This is a genomic window from Polaribacter batillariae (genome assembly GCF_017498485.1).
Lineage (GTDB): Bacteria > Bacteroidota > Bacteroidia > Flavobacteriales > Flavobacteriaceae > Polaribacter > Polaribacter batillariae.
This window is the reverse complement of sequence record NZ_CP071795.1, coordinates 2842861-2862135: the sequence shown is the minus strand read 5'-3', so window position 1 is coordinate 2862135 and position 19275 is coordinate 2842861. Positions and strand designations below refer to the sequence as shown.

Annotated in this window: 15 protein-coding genes and 1 pseudogene; 8 read left to right on the top strand and 8 right to left on the bottom strand. The window is 30.7% G+C overall.

Going from position 1 to position 19275, the window contains the following annotated elements:
- Positions 1-171 precede the first annotated feature (171 nt).
- From JL193_RS12615 to rlmB, 3 genes are all read left to right on the top strand, one after another.
- Positions 172-3528, top strand: a complete 3357-nt coding sequence (locus JL193_RS12615) for a SusC/RagA family TonB-linked outer membrane protein (protein WP_207971147.1) — start codon at positions 172-174, stop codon at positions 3526-3528.
- A gap of 57 nt (positions 3529-3585) precedes the next feature.
- Positions 3586-5076 (top strand): RagB/SusD family nutrient uptake outer membrane protein, encoded by a 1491-nt coding sequence (locus JL193_RS12610; protein WP_207971146.1) that lies wholly within the window; start codon positions 3586-3588, stop codon positions 5074-5076.
- 151 nt (positions 5077-5227) lie between these two features.
- Complete coding sequence (rlmB, locus tag JL193_RS12605) at positions 5228-5968, top strand: 23S rRNA (guanosine(2251)-2'-O)-methyltransferase RlmB (RefSeq protein ID WP_207971145.1); 741 nt, start codon at positions 5228-5230, stop codon at positions 5966-5968.
- Here the strand turns inward: rlmB and JL193_RS12600 are convergent.
- Positions 5965-6702 carry a rhomboid family intramembrane serine protease gene (locus JL193_RS12600; protein ID WP_243456753.1) on the bottom strand — a complete coding sequence of 246 codons (738 nt, stop codon included), beginning with the start codon at positions 6700-6702 and terminating at the stop codon, positions 5965-5967. The two genes, rlmB and JL193_RS12600, sit on opposite strands and share 4 nt — an antisense overlap.
- Positions 6703-6724: 22 nt before the next feature.
- On the opposite strand from JL193_RS12600, the pseudogene JL193_RS12595 reads away from it, so the two are divergent.
- Positions 6725-7995: pseudogene (locus JL193_RS12595) on the top strand (replication-associated recombination protein A).
- On the opposite strand, the gene JL193_RS12590 reads toward JL193_RS12595, so the two are convergent.
- Genes JL193_RS12590 through JL193_RS12575 form a run of 4 tightly spaced genes read right to left on the bottom strand, consistent with a single transcriptional unit; the run spans position 7992 to position 11256 of the window.
- A complete protein-coding gene (locus JL193_RS12590) occupies positions 7992-8783 on the bottom strand; it encodes a hypothetical protein (protein WP_207971144.1) in 792 nt (263 codons plus the stop codon). The pseudogene JL193_RS12595 and the gene JL193_RS12590 sit on opposite strands and share 4 nt — an antisense overlap.
- Before the next feature lies 1 nt (position 8784).
- Entirely contained in the window at positions 8785-10155 is a 1371-nt protein-coding gene (locus tag JL193_RS12585) for a DUF5723 family protein (RefSeq protein ID WP_207971143.1), read from the bottom strand.
- A 1-nt stretch (position 10156) separates the two neighbouring features.
- Positions 10157-10693 carry a hypothetical protein gene (locus JL193_RS12580; protein WP_207971142.1) on the bottom strand — a complete coding sequence of 179 codons (537 nt, stop codon included), beginning with the start codon at positions 10691-10693 and terminating at the stop codon, positions 10157-10159.
- 50 nt (positions 10694-10743) lie between these two features.
- Positions 10744-11256, bottom strand: a complete 513-nt coding sequence (locus JL193_RS12575) for an HAD family hydrolase (RefSeq protein WP_207971141.1) — start codon at positions 11254-11256, stop codon at positions 10744-10746.
- A 24-nt stretch (positions 11257-11280) separates the two neighbouring features.
- On the opposite strand from JL193_RS12575, the gene JL193_RS12570 reads away from it, so the two are divergent.
- Positions 11281-12543, top strand: coding sequence for a lipopolysaccharide biosynthesis protein (locus tag JL193_RS12570; protein ID WP_302849913.1), 1263 nt, complete (start codon positions 11281-11283; stop codon positions 12541-12543).
- Positions 12536-13147, top strand: coding sequence for an acyltransferase (locus JL193_RS12565; RefSeq protein WP_207971139.1), 612 nt, complete (start codon positions 12536-12538; stop codon positions 13145-13147). The genes JL193_RS12570 and JL193_RS12565 overlap by 8 nt, the downstream gene beginning before the upstream one ends.
- On the opposite strand, the gene JL193_RS12560 is transcribed toward JL193_RS12565, so the two are convergent.
- From JL193_RS12560 to radC, 3 genes are all read right to left on the bottom strand, one after another.
- A complete protein-coding gene (locus tag JL193_RS12560; protein ID WP_207971138.1) occupies positions 13137-14045 on the bottom strand; it encodes a hypothetical protein in 909 nt (302 codons plus the stop codon). The two genes, JL193_RS12565 and JL193_RS12560, sit on opposite strands and share 11 nt — an antisense overlap.
- Positions 14046-14049: 4 nt before the next feature.
- Positions 14050-15354, bottom strand: coding sequence for a polysaccharide deacetylase family protein (locus JL193_RS12555; protein ID WP_207971137.1), 1305 nt, complete (start codon positions 15352-15354; stop codon positions 14050-14052).
- 148 nt (positions 15355-15502) lie between these two features.
- Entirely contained in the window at positions 15503-16189 is a 687-nt protein-coding gene (radC, locus tag JL193_RS12550) for a RadC family protein (RefSeq protein ID WP_207971135.1), read from the bottom strand.
- Positions 16190-16338: 149 nt separating this feature from the next.
- Between radC and trkA the strand changes: the two genes are divergently transcribed.
- The gene (gene trkA / locus JL193_RS12545; RefSeq protein ID WP_207971134.1) at positions 16339-17685 is read left to right on the top strand and encodes a Trk system potassium transporter TrkA; all 1347 of its coding nucleotides are present in this window, start codon (positions 16339-16341) and stop codon (positions 17683-17685) included.
- A gap of 1 nt (position 17686) precedes the next feature.
- Positions 17687-19186: a TrkH family potassium uptake protein gene (locus JL193_RS12540; RefSeq protein WP_207971133.1), complete on the top strand. Its 1500-nt coding sequence runs from the start codon at positions 17687-17689 to the stop codon at positions 19184-19186.
- Positions 19187-19275 lie beyond the last annotated feature (89 nt).

Below are 19275 nucleotides of genomic sequence, written 5' to 3'. Positions count from 1 at the left end.
CTATACAAAAAGTTAGGATGCACTTAAAAGAAAATTAAATCTTTTGAAATCAAGATTTTACTCCTAAACTAACAATTCAGTTAACAATTTATTAACTTTTTTATGTTAAAAAATTGGTAAATTAAGTTTTATTTAAGACTTTTGGGACTAATTAATTCAAATAATTATAAAATGAAAACAAAGTTTAATGGAATTTTAACGCTATTCTTAGCGTTGGTAGTGCAAATTTCGTTTGCACAGCAAAAAACAATTTCTGGAACTGTCTCTGACGAATCAGGACCTTTACCAGGAGTTAGTATTTTAATTAAAGGCACCAACAAAGGTACAGAAACTAATTTTGATGGTAAATATTCTATCAAAGCAAAATCTGGAGACGTTTTGGTGTTTAGATATCTTGGGTATAAAACTGTTGAGAAAGTAGTTGGAAACTCTGGTTTTATTAATGCAAAAATGGAAGAAGACGCTAACGTTCTTGAAGAAGTAGTAGTTGTAGGATATGGTACCTCTACAAAAAAATCTTTTGCTGGTACAGCTTCAACAATAAAAGCTGAAAATTTAGAAGCAAAAAACTTTGCAAATGTCACCCAAGCTTTAGCAGGAGAGGTTGCAGGTGTAACTGTTATTAATACTTCAGGTCAGCCTGGTACTGTTGGAACAATTCGTATTAGAGGTTATGGTTCACCTCTTGGTAATAGAGCTCCTTTGTATGTAATCGATGGTATACCAGTAATTGCAAATGACATTAACGGTAATGTAGCTGGTTCTGGTGGTAATGTATTAAACTCTATTAACCCAGCGGATATCGAAAGTACAACGGTCTTAAAAGATGCTACTGCTACAGCTATTTATGGATCTAGAGGTGCTAATGGAGTTGTTTTAATAACAACAAAATCTGGTAAATCTTCAGAGAATGGTATTATTGAAGTCGATTTTAAGTCTGGTGTAAACATGCAGTTGATACCTAGATTAGACGTTTTAACATCACCAGAAGAATACATTGGTTACGTTTGGGAGGGGCTTCACAATAGAGGGCTTTTAGATAATACAACCCCAGGAACTGATGCAGTTGACTTTGCTAACAAGTCTCTTTTCGGTCAGGGAGGAAGTGGTTTTCCTGCTGGTGCAGGTGTCGGTTACAATATGTGGAATGCTGATGCTGCTTCTGGTGCATTAATAGACCCCACAACTAAATCTGTTAGACCAGGAGTTAATAGACTTTTTACCCCTGAACGTTATGCCGATTTAGGGTTTAAAACAGGTTTTAGAACTGAAACAAATTTAAGAGCTAGTGGTGGTACTGCAAAAACTAGATATTTTGCATCAATTGGATATTTAAATGATGTTGGTTATGTTATTAATACTGATTTCAAAAGATACAGCACAAGACTTAATCTGACTTCTGATGTTAAAGATTGGTTAAAGGTTGGTACTAATATAGGATACACATATTCTGAGAGACTAAACAATGGACAAACTGTAGGTTCTGAAAATGTTGCTGAACAAGTAGATAAAATGCCACCTATTTATCCCGTATTTGCTAGATTTCCTAACACAGGTACTTTGATACCAGATCCAGTGTATGGTGGAGCCCAATACGATTATGGTGAACCAACTGCTACCCTAAATGGGTTTAACAGATCTAGACCTAATGCAAACTTATTAAACCCAATTGCATCTGCTATATTAGATTTAGATAACAGAGATACCCATTCTATTAATGGAAATATGTTCGCTAGATTTAAACTTTCGGATGCTTTTTCATTTGAAACTAAATTCGGAGGAACTTACTCCTTCTTAAAAAGAACAGAAATTGGCAATCATGTATATGGTACAGTTAGCGGAGTAAATGGAACATTATCCATTACTGATCAAGTAAGGTGGAGTAAAACAATGCAACAAATGTTAAGGTTTAATAAATCTTTTGGAAATCATTCTGTTGATGCATTGGTTGCTTATGAAACCTTTGAAAGAAGTTTCTCAGAAAGTTTTGCATCTAAGCAAAATGTAATTGTACCTGGATTAACTAATTTCTCAAATTATTTAGAAGTTGCTACTGAGCCTGTTGGTTTTGAAGATGCCTCTGGTATAGAGTCTTGGTTTACCCAAGTTAATTACAACTATGCAGGCAAATATTTCTTTACTGGATCAATTAGAACAGATGGTTCCTCTAGATTTATCAACGATAAGTGGGGTATATTTGGTTCTGTAGGTGGAGCTTGGGTAATTAGTGAAGAATCTTTTATGGAAGATAGTTTTATTTCTTATTTAAAACTTAAAACTTCATGGGGGGTTACTGGAGATCAACAAGGAGTAACATCATCAAGAGCGTTTGATACATTTAATCCTGCTATTATAGGTGGCGGATTAGCAATTAGTGAAAGATTAAATGGAAACCCTGATTTAACATGGGAGAGCTCTACACAAATACAGGGAGGTCTAGAAATGAGTTTAGGCAAATATTTAGATGCTAACTTTGACTATTATAGAAAAAACACAGATGGTTTATTTTTTAATAGAAGGGTAGGACCTTCCGCTGGAATATCATCTGTTTTAGTTAACGATGGAGAGGTTTTAAATGCTGGATTTGAATTTGAAGTTACATCTCATATTATAGAAAAAGAAGATTTTTCTTTAAACTTTTCAATAAACGGTGAAATCCTACAGAATGAGTTACTTGAAATGCCAATAGAGGTATCTACTGGAACTAATAAAATCATTGATTCAAATTCAAGTACAGATGGAGCATTTGCATTTGCTAAAGGTAAGTCTATATTCGATTTTTGGATGAGAGAATGGGCTGGAGTTGACCCTAATGATGGTATGCCTACTTGGAATCAATATTATGATGATGCCAACGATAATGGTGTTTTAGACGCTAATGAAGCAGATTTTTCAACAGATGGAACTGGTGGGGCTTTAGCGTCAGAAAATACATCAGTTACACTATTTGAATATAGAAAGTTAGTGCCAGGAGCAAACATAAAAAAGACTACAACTAAAACATATTCCGATGCAACACAGGTATTTGTAAATAAATCATTTATACCTGACGTAAGAGGTGCTTTTAGAATAAATGGAAGAATTAAGAATTTTGATTTCTCTACTCAATTCACTTATAGTTTGGGTGGTTATGCTTATGATTCTCAATATGCTGAGACAATGGCGTCTAATAACAATAATAACTTACATAAAGACATTGCTCAAAGATGGCAAAAACCTGGAGATATAACAGATGTTCCTATTTTAGCCGAAACATTTGTTTTAAACATTGCATCTCAATCTACACGTTTTATTACAAGTACTGATTTTATTGCGTTAAACAATGCAAGAGTTGGATATACAGTACCTAGTAATTTCTTAAGTAAAACAGGTTTAGATGCTGTTAACTTATGGGTTTCTGGCGATAACTTATTTATTCAGACTGCTAGACAAGGTTTTAACCCGTCTCTGAGAGAAGCAGGTGGATCTGCACGTAGGATATATGCCCCAGCTACGACTATTACTATGGGAGTAAGAGTGAAATTTTAAATAATTAACAATTAATATTATGAAAAAAAATATAAAATATTATTCTTTTCTGCAGCAATGGTTTTAGCTCTAGGTTGTAGTGAAGATATTTTAAGAAATGATGGGGTAACTGGAGATAGCCAACCAACAGAATTTATAACCTCGGCACAATTAACAGATGGTACTTTAACTAATCCTGAAATACCCGCAGCTTTCGTTACTGGTATTTACTCTCAAATGATTACTGTAGGCTCTGGAGGTTCTACAAGCCAAACAGATTTTGGCCAAAAAGGTATGGATATTATGACAGATATGTTAAGTGGAGACATGGCTTTAACCCGATCTAGTTTCAGATGGTATAATTCTATTGCTAATTTTCAAACATCACTCGATTTTACATTTGGTAGAAATAGAATAGCTTGGAGATATTACTATAGAATTATCAGGTCAGCTAACAATGTTATTACTAATTTGGGAGGTAATGATTCAACACCTACAGATAACGATAGTAAATATTCAATGGGACAAGCCAAGACCTTGAGAGCTTATGCTTATTTTTATTTAACTCAGCTTTATCAAAAAGAGTATGTTGCTTCTGAAATGATACTTCCATTATATTTAGAAGTTTCATCAACAAACTTACCTAAATCTTCAGCTGAAGATGTGTATAATCAAATGGAAAAAGATTTAAGAGATGCGATTAGCTTATTAAATGGTTTTTCAAGAAGTGCAAAAAACGTTGTAAACCAAGATATTGCTAAAGCTTTTTTAGCATATGTATTAGGAGCCAAAGGAGGAAATGATCAAGAAGTTGCTAGATTAACTCAAGAGGTCATAAACTCTGGTAATTACCAAATTTTGCCTGAAAATGAACTAGTGTCTACAGCCAGTGGTGTTAACGGTTTCAACGATGCGAATTCAAATAGTTGGATGTGGGGCATTGATATTGTACCTGGCAATAGCCTTGGTCTAGTTTCTTGGTGGGGACAAGTAGATGCTTGGTCGTTTAGTTATGGATGGGCTGGTGATTATAAAGCTATGGACCTCGATTTATATAATAAAATTCCTGCCAATGATGTTAGAAAAGGTCAATTCTTCGATGATGCTTCAAGTGGTAGGTTTTTACAACCATTATTTAAATTCAGAGCGCAGGGAAGTACTACAGCGTTTGGATCTGCTCCAAGGCCAATAACTTCAGACTATGTTTACATGCGTATTGAAGAAATGTATTTGCTTAATGCAGAAGCTAATGCTAGAGCTGGTAATGATATAGCTGCCAGACGAAGTTTAAGAGCTTTAATGGAGAAAAGAGTTCCAGATGTATCTTATATTGATGGTTTATCTGGACAAGCACTGGTAGATGAAGCTTACTTACAAACAAGAATCGAATTATGGGGAGAAGGTAAAAGTTTCCTAGCCCTAAAACGAAATAAAGCAACATCAGTGAGAAGTACTAATCATATTTTCGAGGCAGGAACATCTACTCCATATAACGATGAGAAAATGCAGTTTGAAATACCTCAAGATGAAATCCAGAATAACCCTTTTATCGGTGATCAAAATCAATAAAAAGTAAGAAACTTTATAATTTGTATTGTTTCAATTTATAGAAATTTCAAATTTGCTGAAGACTTCTAAAAATAAAAAAGCATAATTTGTAAAGTATTAAGGAGACTGTCCAAAAGGACAGTCTCTTTTTTAAAATTTTAATATAATTTATATGAATAAATTATCGATAATTTTCGGCATAAGAGCCATCATAGAAGCCATTGAAAGTGGCTCTTCAATTAACAAAATATATTTACAAAAAGGTTTAAGAGGAGACCTTTTTTATCAATTAGACAAGCTTATTAAAACTAAGAGATTGCCCACAAGTATTGTACCAGTAGAAAAACTAAATCGGTTATCTAAAAATAGTAATCACCAAGGTGCAGTTGCGCAAATTTCTCCAATAGAATTTCATGATTTAGAAGTTTTAATAGAAAAAACCATCGAAAGTGGAGACGTTCCTCTATTCTTATTATTAGATCAGCTTTCGGATGTAAGAAACTTTGGCGCCATTATTAGAACAGCAGAATGTACAGGCGTAAATGGAATTATCATACAAAAAAATGGAAGTGCTCCTGTAAATGCAGAAACCATTAAAACCTCTGCTGGCGCAGCATTTAAAGTTCCTATTTGTAAAGTAGATCATCTTAAAGATGCACTTTTTTTATTACAAGCATCAAATATAAAAACTGTTGCTGCTACTGAAAAAACAGAAGATTCTATTTTTGATATCAATTTTAATCAACCTATTGCCATTGTTATGGGTTCTGAACATAAAGGCGTGAACCCTTCTATACTTAAAATGGTAAACTATAAAGCTAAATTGCCTTTGCTTGGCGAAATAGCATCTTTAAATGTTTCTGTGGCTTGTGGTGCTTTTTTATATGAAAGTGTAAGGCAAAGAATTGGTTAAACTCCCTCATTTTCTTCCTTATTTACTAAATCGTCTTCTTTCGGAGGCGAAAAATTTCCATGCTCATCAAACAATTCATCAAACGCTGTTTTTGTAAATTGATGCTCTTGCTTTACAATACCCTTTTTTCGATACAAAATAGCCAAAACAAATCCTGTTAAAAAACCAGATAAATGTCCTTCCCAAGACATCCCGTCTTTTATAGGCAACACATACCATATCATACTTCCATATAAAAAAATAACAATAAAAGAGAGCGCAACCAATCTATAATGTTTTTTTATAATACCACTAAAAAAAACAAAGCTAAAAAGTAGATATACAATTCCGCTTGCGCCAATATGATAAGATTCTCTTCCAATGATCCAAGTTATAAATCCAGTAAAAAAACCGCCAATTAGTAATATTTTATAAGCGGTATCTCTGTAGAAAAAAAACAAAGAAGACAACAATACGAAAAGAGGAATGGAGTTATTAAATAAGTGCCCAGCATCACTATGAATAAAATGGGTAAAAAAAACACCTCTAAAACCCACTAAACTTCTCGGATAAACACCAAATTTATTAAAATTATAGCCAAAGTAAATCTCTATCCAATATATCAACCAAATACAAAGAATATAAAGTGTTGGTATTAGAAATACGTTTTTTGATAGTTTTAAATTATAATCGGTATCCATTGGCCTAAAAATAGCAAAAATGTAACCAAAATAAAAAAGGACAACTTCTGTCATAAATCTTTATTATTTTTACAAAATGAATGAACCTTTGGCAGAAAGAATTAGACCTAAAACTTTAGAAGACTATATTAGTCAGCAACATTTAGTTGGTAAAAAAGGGTTTTAACCAATTTAATTAAACAAGGAATTATTCCTTCGTTAATTTTATGGGGACCTCCAGGTATTGGAAAAACCACCTTGGCTAATATTATTGCTACAGAATCTAAAAGACCTTTTTACACTTTAAGTGCCATTAGTTCTGGCGTAAAAGATGTGCGAGAAGTAATTGAAAAAGCAAAAAGCAGTGGCGGATTATTTACCGCAAAAAATCCTATTTTATTTATTGATGAAATCCATCGATTTAGCAAATCGCAACAAGATTCTTTATTAGGTGCTGTAGAAAAAGGCTGGGTAACATTAATTGGAGCTACCACAGAAAATCCTAGTTTCGAAGTAATACCAGCCCTACTCTCTAGATGTCAGGTATATATTTTAAATTCTTTCGATAAAAATGATTTGGTAGCACTTTTAGAAAGAGCTATGAAAACCGATGAATTTTTAGCTTCAAAAAAAATAATGTTAAAAGAAACTGAAGCATTGTTACAAGTTTCTGGTGGAGATGCCAGAAAACTCTTAAATATTTTTGAATTATTAGTTTCCTCGGAAGAAGAAATAGAAATTACAAACGAGTTAGTGCTTTCTAAAGTTCAAAAAAATACAGCGAGATACGATAAAACAGGAGAACAACATTACGATATTATTTCGGCTTTTATAAAATCGATTCGAGGTAGCGACCCAAATGCCGCTGTTTATTGGCTGGCAAGAATGATTGAAGGTGGTGAGGATGTAAAATTTATCGCGAGAAGAATGCTTATTTTAGCTTCCGAAGATATTGGAAATGCAAACCCAACTGCTTTGATTTTAGCCAACAACACTTTTCAAGCAGTTTCTGTTATTGGAAACCCAGAATCTCGAATTATACTAAGCCAATGTGCCGTTTATTTAGCCAATTCAACAAAAAGCAATGCCTCTTATATGGCCATTGGAGAAGCCCAAAACTTAGTTAGAAAAACAGGAGATTTGTCTGTTCCACTACATCTTAGAAATGCTCCTACAAAATTAATGAAAGATTTAGAGTATGGTAAAGAATATATGTATTCTCACGACTATCCCAATAATTTTGTAGATCAGGAATTTTTACCTCACGAAATTTCTGGAACAAAACTTTACGAACCCGGAAAAAACCAAAGAGAAAATCAATTTAGAGAAGTCTTAAAAGCAAAATGGAAAAATCGTTACGATTATTAGAATTTTACCTGATATTCTTCAGAAATTAAAACGTTGTTTTTATAATATTCTGCCACCCAAATAGTTCCATTTTTGTATAAAATTCCGTTTTTGTCTTTAATAACAAACACCTCTTTTACATTGGTATTTAACAACAAGAAAACAACCTCTGGCTTCGTATTAATCAATTGATATCCGTTTTCTCTTACCTGTGCATACAAAATATTTGAAGCTACTTCTTTTACATTTTCTGCAGATTCTATAGCTTTTTTAGAAGTAGATGTACTAGGAATAACTTTTATGGGTTTTTTTTCTATTTTAGAAGTGGAAGGTAGCTTCTTTTCTTCATTTATTTCTAATCTTTTTGCAGTTTCTGGTAAAGCTTCATATTTTAATTCGCTCATACTATTATGCGCATTTCTTATCGCTTCTTGATATGATTTTTTATAGTCTTTTTCTCTACTTTTACCAATTTCTGAAGTGTACACAACTTTATCGAAACAATTTTTTAATTGAATTAACACCTTTGTACTAAACATCGAAGATTTGTTTTCAATATTTGCGTATAAAGCAGAACATCTATCTTTTGTTACTTCTTCTGGATGATTTTCGTTACTTAAATACACATCGAAACCGTTTTTTTGTAATAAAAATTTTGTAAGAGAACTTGTTTGGTATTGGTCTGCTTGTTTTAAAAAATCTAGCTTTTCTGGTACAATAATATATTTATAATTATTAATATTTTTTTGTTGACCAGTTGCATAGAATGAAACTAAAAATAAGGTTACAATAAAAATTTGTTTTTTCATTTTAATTAAATATTAAGTTAACTCCTAATTGAAAAGAAGCGCTGTTTGCTGATGATAAATCTTGATATTGAATAATATTGTCAAAGATACCATAAAAATTTATTTTCCAGATTTGCGCAGAAAGTCCAAAACCAATATTATAAGCAGAGTAATCGTCTATGGTATAAGTTACTTTTGCGTGTAAGTTTTTATTGAACGATTTTTGATAAAAACCTGTAAGTGCAAATTGCTGACTTAAAGGTCTAAAAACTGAATATAGTTGCGCTCCAACAGCATCTGTATAAAAATCTTTATACGTATTATCGTAACAATATTTACTTCTTTTTTCTCCAAAACTATACTTTAGTGCTGCATTTAGCTTTGCAGGTCTCCACGAAATATAAGAATCATTATTTTCTATCGTTGGTAATTGCTCTCTAAAATCTTCATTTAATTCTTGCCAATAATCTCTTGGGTTGTTGGAATCAAATTCAAAATCGATGCCTTCGAAAGTAAAACTTCCTTTAACTAGTGTGTTTTTAATATTTTTTTTATGGTTTATAAAACCAAAATCTAAAAGACTTCCAGAAAATTGTAATTGTGGAGTAATGTTATAGGTAATTCCAAAATCGAGTCCTATTCCTAAATTTCCTCCAAGAAATGTATTCTTAAAATATTCTCTAGGATTATCTATATATTCGTTATTCTTTATAAAACCGGCCGTTCTTAAATTAACATCTATATCGTCTAAATAATGAATGTAAATATTATTATCACCTCTATTGGTTGTAAAGGTTCCTGAATTATTTGTAGATTCTACATTTGCAACAGAAGAATAGATCTTAAAACGACCACCAATGGTTAGTTTTTCGTCTATTTTTCTAGTGATTCCTACATGAAGTACTCCTAAAACATCTATTTTATATAAGATTTGCGAAGCGTTAAAACTTGAATTTATAAAAGCTCCATTTCCTTCGTTTAACAATCTAATGGCATCTTTTGGAATGTAACCTATGCCATCTATTTCTCCATAAAAACCAAAACTAAAGTAGGTTTTATCATTATACCTAAAACCTGCATTTAATACTTCTATTTGTGCATTTACCTTTGCATAATCTCTAAAAGTTAGCCTATTTAATACTTCGTTAACTTTATCATTGATACTTCGTGCATCTGGTAAAAAAAGATCTGACAAAGCAAAATTTGTAACCCCTATTTCCGAAGAAATTCCAGAAAGTAAAGGAACACCAACATGAAATTTATAATTTGTTTCTAAGGCAGGATTTAATAATAACGTTTGTGGCAACTCTGCAAAATCGTATAAAACTTGTTTGTTTTGACTGTTTACAAAAAAACTTAATAAGAATGAAGAAAATAAAAGTGCTTTTTTCATGTTATAAAGATTTTTCTAAATAAATAGTCGCTGCAGACTTTAATTTTATAGTACCATTATCGAGTGTACTTATAGGAATTGTTGGGTCTTGTAATCGGAGTAAAATTTCTACACGTGTAAAATCTTTTACATTTGGGTTTACTATAATATCGATAATTTCTTTCTGTTCAAAATCCCTTTCATTTGCCGAAATATTTAAATCTTGTAATTGATAAATTTCAAAATCGTTTTCGTCTAACAAGGTTATTTCTAAAACAAAATCTCTATTAATTTCGTTAATGATCTCGAATTCGAAATCTAATCTAACTGAGTAATCTCTAAAAAAGGTGTTTTTAAAAATTTCAAAATTGGTTTTTTCTGTAATTTCTGTTGCTGGAGGAGAAGTTAAAGCCAACGCATTAATAGAAAAAGTAGCCAAAGCTGTGGTATAGCTAGGTGTTATTACATAATCTTCTAGCTGATCGAAATCTAAACTTTGGTAACAAGAAAAGAAGCATAGAGCAATGATTAAAAAAAAAGTTTTTCTAAGTTTTGTCATAAAAGTGGGGTATTATTTTTAAACGCTTAAAGGTTTAAAGGTTTAAAGGTTTAAAGATATTGTTTTAATTCTAATAACGAAGTAACTGTTGATATTTTTGGGTTTGTAATCGAAGAATTATTAAAATTACAATGTATGGCTTTTAGGCCAATATTTAAAGCACCTTCGACATCTGCTTCTAAATTATCGCCAATCATAATCGATTTTTCGATATCGGCATTTGCATATTCTAAGGCATATTTAAAAACTTTTGGATTTGGTTTTTTAACTCCCACAGATTCCGACGTAATTATTTTATCGAAATAATGGTCTATTTTAGAGTTGATCATTTTTTTACTTTGTACCTCTTGGAAACCATTTGTAATAATATGCAATTGGTATTTACCTTGTAAGTAGTCTAATAATTCGAATGCGCCATCTAATAAATGATTAAAATCTGTAATATTTACTTGAATCTTATTGATTTCGAAAACTTTTTGAAAGGTTAAATTAGAATTTTTATCAAAATCCCATAAAGTGTGATCCAAGTCAAAGAAGACGTGTTCTATCTGTTTCATTTGCATTATATTTGAAAAAAAAGAAATTCTTTGGCTGTAAATGTAAACAAAAAGCGCATACCTTTTTTCTATAGAAACATTCTAATTATGTTTAAAGGAACTTTAATTGCACAAATTATAGCGATTTTGGGCGCTATTTTTCTTGCAAAACTTTATGGAGAAGAAGCATATGGTATTTTTGGTGTTTTTATAAGTATTACTAGTATTTCTTCAATAATTAGCACATTACAGCTAGACAATTGTATTATCATTTCTAAAGATAAAATAGAAAGTGTTAATTGGTTTAATTTTTTACTGCTTTTAGTTTTTGTACTAATTTCTTTTGCTTGTGTTGTTTTCTTTTTTTCGTCTTTCTTTATTACTTATAAACAAGAAGAAATAAATATGATATACTTTGTAGTTCCAGGAACATTGATACTTTCTTACAATTTATTAAATGTTAATCTCTTTACATTTAATAAAGAATTTACTGTAATTTCAAGTTCCAAGATATTTTTAGCAATTGGTACTGTTTTTTTGCAATTTATTTTATACAAAAAATTTAATTTATTTGGATTAATTATCGGCTTTTTAATTTCTCAATTCTTAGTTTTATTTTTTTTATTTTTAAAAAATAAAAAAAATATTATTAAACCAAATTTCATCAAAATAAAAAGAGATGTAAAGGCTAATTCTTCAATTATAAAATTCTTATTACCTTCTAACATTATAAATAGTTTTGCAAATAATTTAATGCCTATTTTAATTCTTGCAGTGTTTGGCGCTAAAGAAGCTGGTGTTTATTTTTTTAGTTTTAAAATTTTAGGAGCTCCTTTATTTTTAATTTCATCTTCTGTATCTCAAGTATTTTTTCAAAAAGCAAGTGAGCTTTTTAAAACCAATAAAAGTGAATTACATAGACTTACTAAAAAAATCGTAACCACTAATTTACTTTTAATATTTGGCTTTTTAGTTTGTATAAACACCATTGGAATGTATGTTTTAGAGCTCTATTTTAATAATGGCTGGGAAAATTTAAGGTTATATGTTTTCATTTTATCCATGCTAATTTTTGCCAGAACCTCCTTTAATCCTATAAGTAGCTTAATAATAGTTTTAAACAAAAACCAAATAAGCTTGCTATTTAACGTGTATTTATTTGCAGTTAATTTAATTGCGATTTATATTGGGTATTTTTACAATACCATTATTTATACAATTTTAACACTTGCTATTTTTGGGGGAACTGGGTATCTTTTTTTACTTTTATATTTTTTAAATTATTTAAAAAAAACCGCATCATATAATGAATAATAAAATAGATTTTCTCCTTTTTGGTTGGCTTGTTCATATTTTTTATCCGAAATATTACAGACCAAAATATGGGTATCAGAAATACTATATTTTATTTTTTCAATATATAATTCCGCAATTTTTTTTTAGATTGAATCCGAAAGTAAAATGGCCGGTTCATTTTACGTCAAAAGTTATTAGTCCTGAAAATATTTCTAAAGGAATTTTATGTGACCCAGGAGATAATTTAAACAACTACATTCAAGCAAACAATGGAATTATTTTTGGTTCGAACATAGAATTAGGCCCGGGAGTTGCTATTATTTCTTCGAATCATCAATCAAATAACTTAAGCAAACACACAAAAAACAAACCCATTAAAATAGGGAATAATGTTTGGATTGGCGCAAACACTACCATTTTACCAGCAGTTACAATTGGAAATAATGTAACAATTGGTGCAAATTCTTTGGTTTCTAAAAATATACCAGATAATTCTATTGCTGTTGGTAACCCTTGTAAAGTAATTAAAGAAAAAGAAGATTATTCCGAAGATTTAAGTAAAATTATTTTCAATAAAAAAGTTTCTGAAAAGTATTTTAATTTCTTGAAATCTAACGTTTAAAAATTTTTAGAAAAAAAGGTAAGTTATTGTATTTTATTTGCTGATATTCTCTCGTCTCTGCTCCAAAACTTAAAAAATATTTTGCTATTGATTTCATGGAAGAACCTCCAAAGTTAAAGTTCTTAAAATGCTTTTGATACTTAAAAATAGCACTATTTATTAAAAAAGTATTAGCCCCATTATTTCTATTCTTAAAATCTGTTGAAGAAATTAAAATAGTAATAGCACCTTTATGCTTTAAAAAAAACCCTGATGCGAGTAAATGATCTTTACTATTGTAAATAGATAAAACCTCCCCTACTTTTTTATCAATACAAACATCAATCAACTTTTTTAAAATTGAATAATCATTCTCTAAAATATTTGGAATTCTTTTACCTACATTATTTTTAAAAAGGGATATTAAATTCTCTGGATTGTCGTTCCATTTTTCTATTAAATCTGCTTTTTTTGCTTTTGATATATCTTTTATTCTGTCTTTTCTAAAATTCTTATTTAAAACGGAATAATCTTCATTCAAATCTAAAATTTGCACTTGTTTTTTTAACAAATGCTTTTCTGTATTAATAATAGGAAGATCTGTATTTAGCCTGTTTTCAACAAAACGAAACGTATTTGATAAAAAATCTAAAAAAGATTGAATCTTAAAATTTTTAATTGTTGAAAAAACACCGAGTTCTAATATCCAAAAAGGTGGATATACATATTTAATACCATACTTTTTTTTCCAAGGAAGTGGCATTACAGCTTGGTAATCATCTAAAACCAACACATCCCAATGGTCTGCAACAATATCTAAATACCAAGAAAAGGCATAAATTCTAGATTGAATGGAGTTTTCAATACAGCTATCGTATTTTAAAACGTCTAAGTTTTTTCGTTTTATATACTGTATCATTTTTTTAGTTGGTCGCTATTTTTACCATAGATTCATACAACCTTTTCCAACCTTTCCAACGTAAATAATCGCTTAAGGTTTCGTTATGAAAAAGTGTTATAAACATACCATTTACTGCTTTTACTTCGTTTCTTAAATCTCTAATTTTCCCTAAAGATTGTTTGGGTGTAATTTTTAAATAATCGTTTAAAGTAGTGTCCATTAAAGCAAACGGAAATATTTTTAAAGGTGTTTGAATTTCGAAGTCTAAATCGTAAAAATAAAAAGGCGTACACGTACTTGCCCTAAAACCAACATTACTTGCATAACCCATAGAATAGTCTTCTTCGATTTCTAAATCGATTAATTGCTGATAAGTATCTGGTAAATTAAAACGCAAATAATGCTGTCGAGATCTTAAAACAGGCATGTTGGTAATGCTCTCTAATCGTTCTTTTTCTTTTTTTAAAATAGCAGGATTTTGCATTGTAAAATAAGAAGGATGCAAACCAACTCTTGCATAATCTACCAATTCTTTTATTTGCAATTTGTATTTGGTTTTTGAAGCAGAAACATTGGTGTCGAATGTATTGTAATCGCCAACTGTACAAAAAAACACCGTTCTTATATGGTACTGTTTTTTTATTCTTAAAATTTCTGCAAAAGTATCGTAAGGATCCTTTTTTAATCGGCTCACAACTGCCAAACGATTCCAAACATTTAACAGTCTTAATTTAAAAAAATCATTAAAAAGCCCACCAAAAGTTCTTATTAAACTCTTGTATTTATAAGCATACGCATTATCGATATCGATGGTAGAAACGTATTTATAACTTCTGCTTTTATATTCGTATTCTGGAAATTTTTCTTTTAAAATTCTTAAAAGTTTGTATGCCCAAATATCTACAATTGGTTTTTCTAAAAATCCGTTTTTATATGCCAAACTTTGTTCGGCGGTATATCTTCCATGAACATCTTTTACATGAGGTAAATACTCTTCGTACCTAGTTATTAAATAAAAACTTGCCGCGAAAATGTCGAAAGGAATTGTCGATTTTCCGCCAGTAGCAAAAAAACAAGGAACTTCTTCCCATTTTTGCATATTAATATCTAAATCGTTTACACCTTGCTCGAACATTAAATCGTTACTTTTTACAAAAAACTCGTTTCCAAGTGGTGTTTTTGTATAAGAAATTTTAGGACCATTGTGTGCAACAAACTCTTCGACCTTCGAAGTAAAACCAACAGGAATTAAAAGAATTCGTGTAAAAATATGCTTAAAAATATAACGAATTCTTGGTGTTATGGTATGTGTATAAACTAATATCATGGTTTGGTGTTAAATCTGCTATATGCAATTTGCAGTTGGCAGTTTCAGTTTCCAGTCACAGTCTCATCTCTAATATTTTTAAACATTTGTAAACTGTTACTATTACTGCTTACTGAATACTGCCTACTGCCTACTGAATACTAATTCCCTACAGAATTCCTGCGTCTGCAAAGCTAAAATAATCTTTTTGAGTAATAATTAAATGATCTAATAATTTAACATCTAAAGTTGTGCCTGCTTCTTTAATTTTTTGTGTTAGTTGTTTATCTGCAAGGCTAGGTTGTAATTTTCCTGAAGGATGATTATGACAAACAATTATTGCTACAGATGCCAATTCTAATGCGCGTTTAAACAGCAAACGCACATCTACAATTGTTGCGGTTAAGCCGCCTTTACTTACTTGCCATTTTGCCATTACTTTGTTGGAGTTGTTTAAAAATAAAACCCAAAATTCTTCGTGTTCTAAATCTCCAATTACCAATTGCATCAGGTTGGCTACATCTTTACTACTCGATATTTTTGGTTTTTCTAAAGTATTTTCGAGCTGTCTTCTTTTTCCTAACTCTAAAGCTGTAATAATCGAAATTGCTTTGGCCTCTCCTATTCCATTAAACTCGGTTAATTTTTCGACAGAAAGTTTTGCCAGTTCGTTTATATTTCCATCGACAGATTGTAAAATTCTTTTAGAGAGTGCTACTGCACTTTCTTTTTTATTTCCAGAACCAATTAAAATGGCTACCAATTCTGCATCCGATAAAGATGTTTTTCCTTTGGCAATTAACTTTTCTCTAGGTCTATCATCTAAAGCCCAAGATTTAATTGTTAATTTTTCCATACTTGTATTTTCTATAAATGTACAAAAACGTTTTTTGTGGTAAAACCATAACAAGAAAAATACAATGAATTCATTTTCAAAAAATAAAGGGAATTTAAAAAAGTATTTCTATTGTTTCGTATCTTTGCACTCTATATTCTATATTTAATATGAAGATTATTATAGCAGGTGCTGGAGATGTAGGCTTTCACTTAGCAAAACTACTTTCTTACGAATCTCAAGATACTTACATTATAGATTTTGACGGTGATAAGTTAAATTACATTAACAATCATTTAGATGTAATTACAAAAAGAGGTGATGCCACTTCTATACAATTATTAAAAGAAATTGGAGTAGATTCTGCGGATTTACTAATTGCGGTTACCGAAAGCCAGAATACCAATTTTACGATTTCTGTAATTGGAAAATCTTTAGGGGCTAAAAAAACCATTGCTAGAATAGACAACCCAGAGTTTTTAGACAATTGCGAAGTCGATTTTTCTAAATTCGGTTTAGATTTTATGATTTCTCCGCAAGAATTAGCCGCAAATGAAATTAAAATGTTGCTAAATCAATCTTCGTTTAACGACACTGTAGCGTTCGAAAGTGGGGTTTTTAATGTGATGGGAACTTCGTTAACTTACAAATCGCCTTTGGTAGATTTATCTGTAAAAGAAGCCAAACAAAAATTTGGCAACATCGATTTTATAACCATTGCTATTAAAAGAGAAAACGTTGCACAAACCATTATTCCTAGAGGAGATACCAGATACCAAATAAACGATCAAGTATATTTTTCTGTTCCTAATTATAGCATGAAAGATTTGTATCCTATTATTGGAAAAAAACAATTCAACATAAAAAATGTTATTATTTTAGGAGGCAGTAGTATTGGCGAAAAGACCGCTCGAAATTTGTGCAAAGATAATTTTAGCGTAAAATTAATTGAAAAAAATAGAGAAAAAGCAGAAATTTTAGCAGAAGACCTAAGCAACGCTTTGGTAATTAATGGCGATGGAAGAAATTTAGAACTTTTAGAAGAAGAAAATATTAGAGAAACAGATGCTTTTATAGCTGTTACAGGAAATTCTGAAACCAATATTATGTCTTGTTTGGTCGCAAAATCAAAAGGCGTAAAAAAAACGATTGCTTTGGTAGAAAACATGGATTATATCGACATTTCTCAAACGATTGGAATTGAATCTCTAATCAACAAAAAATTAATTGCGGCCAGCAATATTTTTAGACACATTCGAAAAGGTGAAATTTTAGCTTTGGCAAACCTACATAATATAGATGCTGAAGTTTTTGAGTTCGAAGTAAGACCAAATGCGAAAGTAACTCATAAACTTATTAAAGATTTAAACTTTCCAAGAGAAGCCGTATTTGGCGGAATTATTAGAAATGGAAAACCTTTAATGTCTTTTGGTAATATGCAAATTCAAAACGGAGATAAAGTAATTGTATTTTGTTTACCAGAAGCGATTAGCACTGTAGAAGGACTATTCAAATAAAATGGGCACTTTAAACACAAAAATAATTTATCGGTTTTTAGGCATTACAGCTATTTTAAACGGCCTATTTATGTTTTTAGCTGTGCCTTTTAGCTTGTATTACAACGAACCCGAAAAATGGGGCATCTTAAATGCTGGAATTATTACTGTTTTTATAGGAATTCTTTTCTATCTTTTAAACAAACCTAGCAATACAAATATTCAAAAAAAAGAAGGGTATTTAATTGTTACTTTAGGATGGTTAATACTCTCTTTTACAGGAATGTTACCTTATTTATTATCTGGAGCAATTCCGAGTATTACAGATGCTTTTTTCGAAACCATTTCTGGATATTCTACAACAGGCTCTTCCATATTAACAGATATAGACAATATGCCAAAAGGAATTTTATTTTGGCGAAGTGCAACACATTGGATTGGAGGGATGGGAATTATCGTTTTAACAATTGCCATTTTACCTTTATTAGGAATTGGAGGCATGCAATTATTTATGGCAGAAGCTCCAGGACCGTCTGCAGACAAACTACACCCTAGAATTACAGACACCGCAAAAAGGCTCTACTTAATATATGTAATACTTACATTAACAGAATTTTTTCTATTAAAATTTGCGGGCATGACTTGGTTTGATGCCATAAACCACGCCATGGCTACTATGAGTACTGGTGGTTTTTCGACAAAGTCGGATAGTGTCGCATTTTACAACGGAAACCCATTAATACAATACATTATTATTGCATTTATGTTTATTGCAGGAACCAATTTTGTATTGACTTATTTTGCCTTAAAAGGAAAAATTCAACGTGTTTTTAAAAGTGAAGAGTTTAAATATTATTTATTTGGTATTCTAGGTATAAGCGCAATTATTTCGATAATAATTATCTTTTTTCAGGACCCGAACTTAACAACCGTTTTGGCACATCCACAAGTATTAGGAGAAACAGAAAGTGCCATTAGGCATTCTTTATTTATGGTTACCTCTGTAGTAACTACTACGGGTTTTGTAACTGCCGATTTTACCATGTGGAACTTTTTTGCAACCGGAATTTTCTTTGCCTTGTTTTTTACAGGAGGCTCTGCAGGTTCTACAAGTGGGGGCATTAAAGTAGTTAGACATATTATAATGCTTAAAAACAGCTTTTTAGAATTTAAAAAAGCATTGCATCCAAACGCAATAATTCCTGTAAGATACGATGATAAGACTGTAAACCAAGCCATTGTTTTTAACATCTTATCGTTCTTTATAATTTACATGCTAATATTTATTATATCTTCTGTAGTACTTACTTTATTGGGTTTAGATTTTATGTCTGCCCTAGGAGCAGCAGCTTCTTCTTTAGGTAATATTGGTCCAGCAATAGGCTCTGTAAGTCCTGTAGATAATTTTGCGCATTTATCGCATGCTGCAAAATGGTTTTGCTCTTTTTTAATGCTTATTGGTCGTTTAGAACTCTTTACAGTACTAATTTTATTTACACCTTTCTTTTGGCGTAAAAATTAGTCTTTCTCATATCATTTTAGATTATCTTATTGTTAAATCACTCTTTAGTAAACTATTATATTATAATTTTTAGTATTTTAGAAATCTTA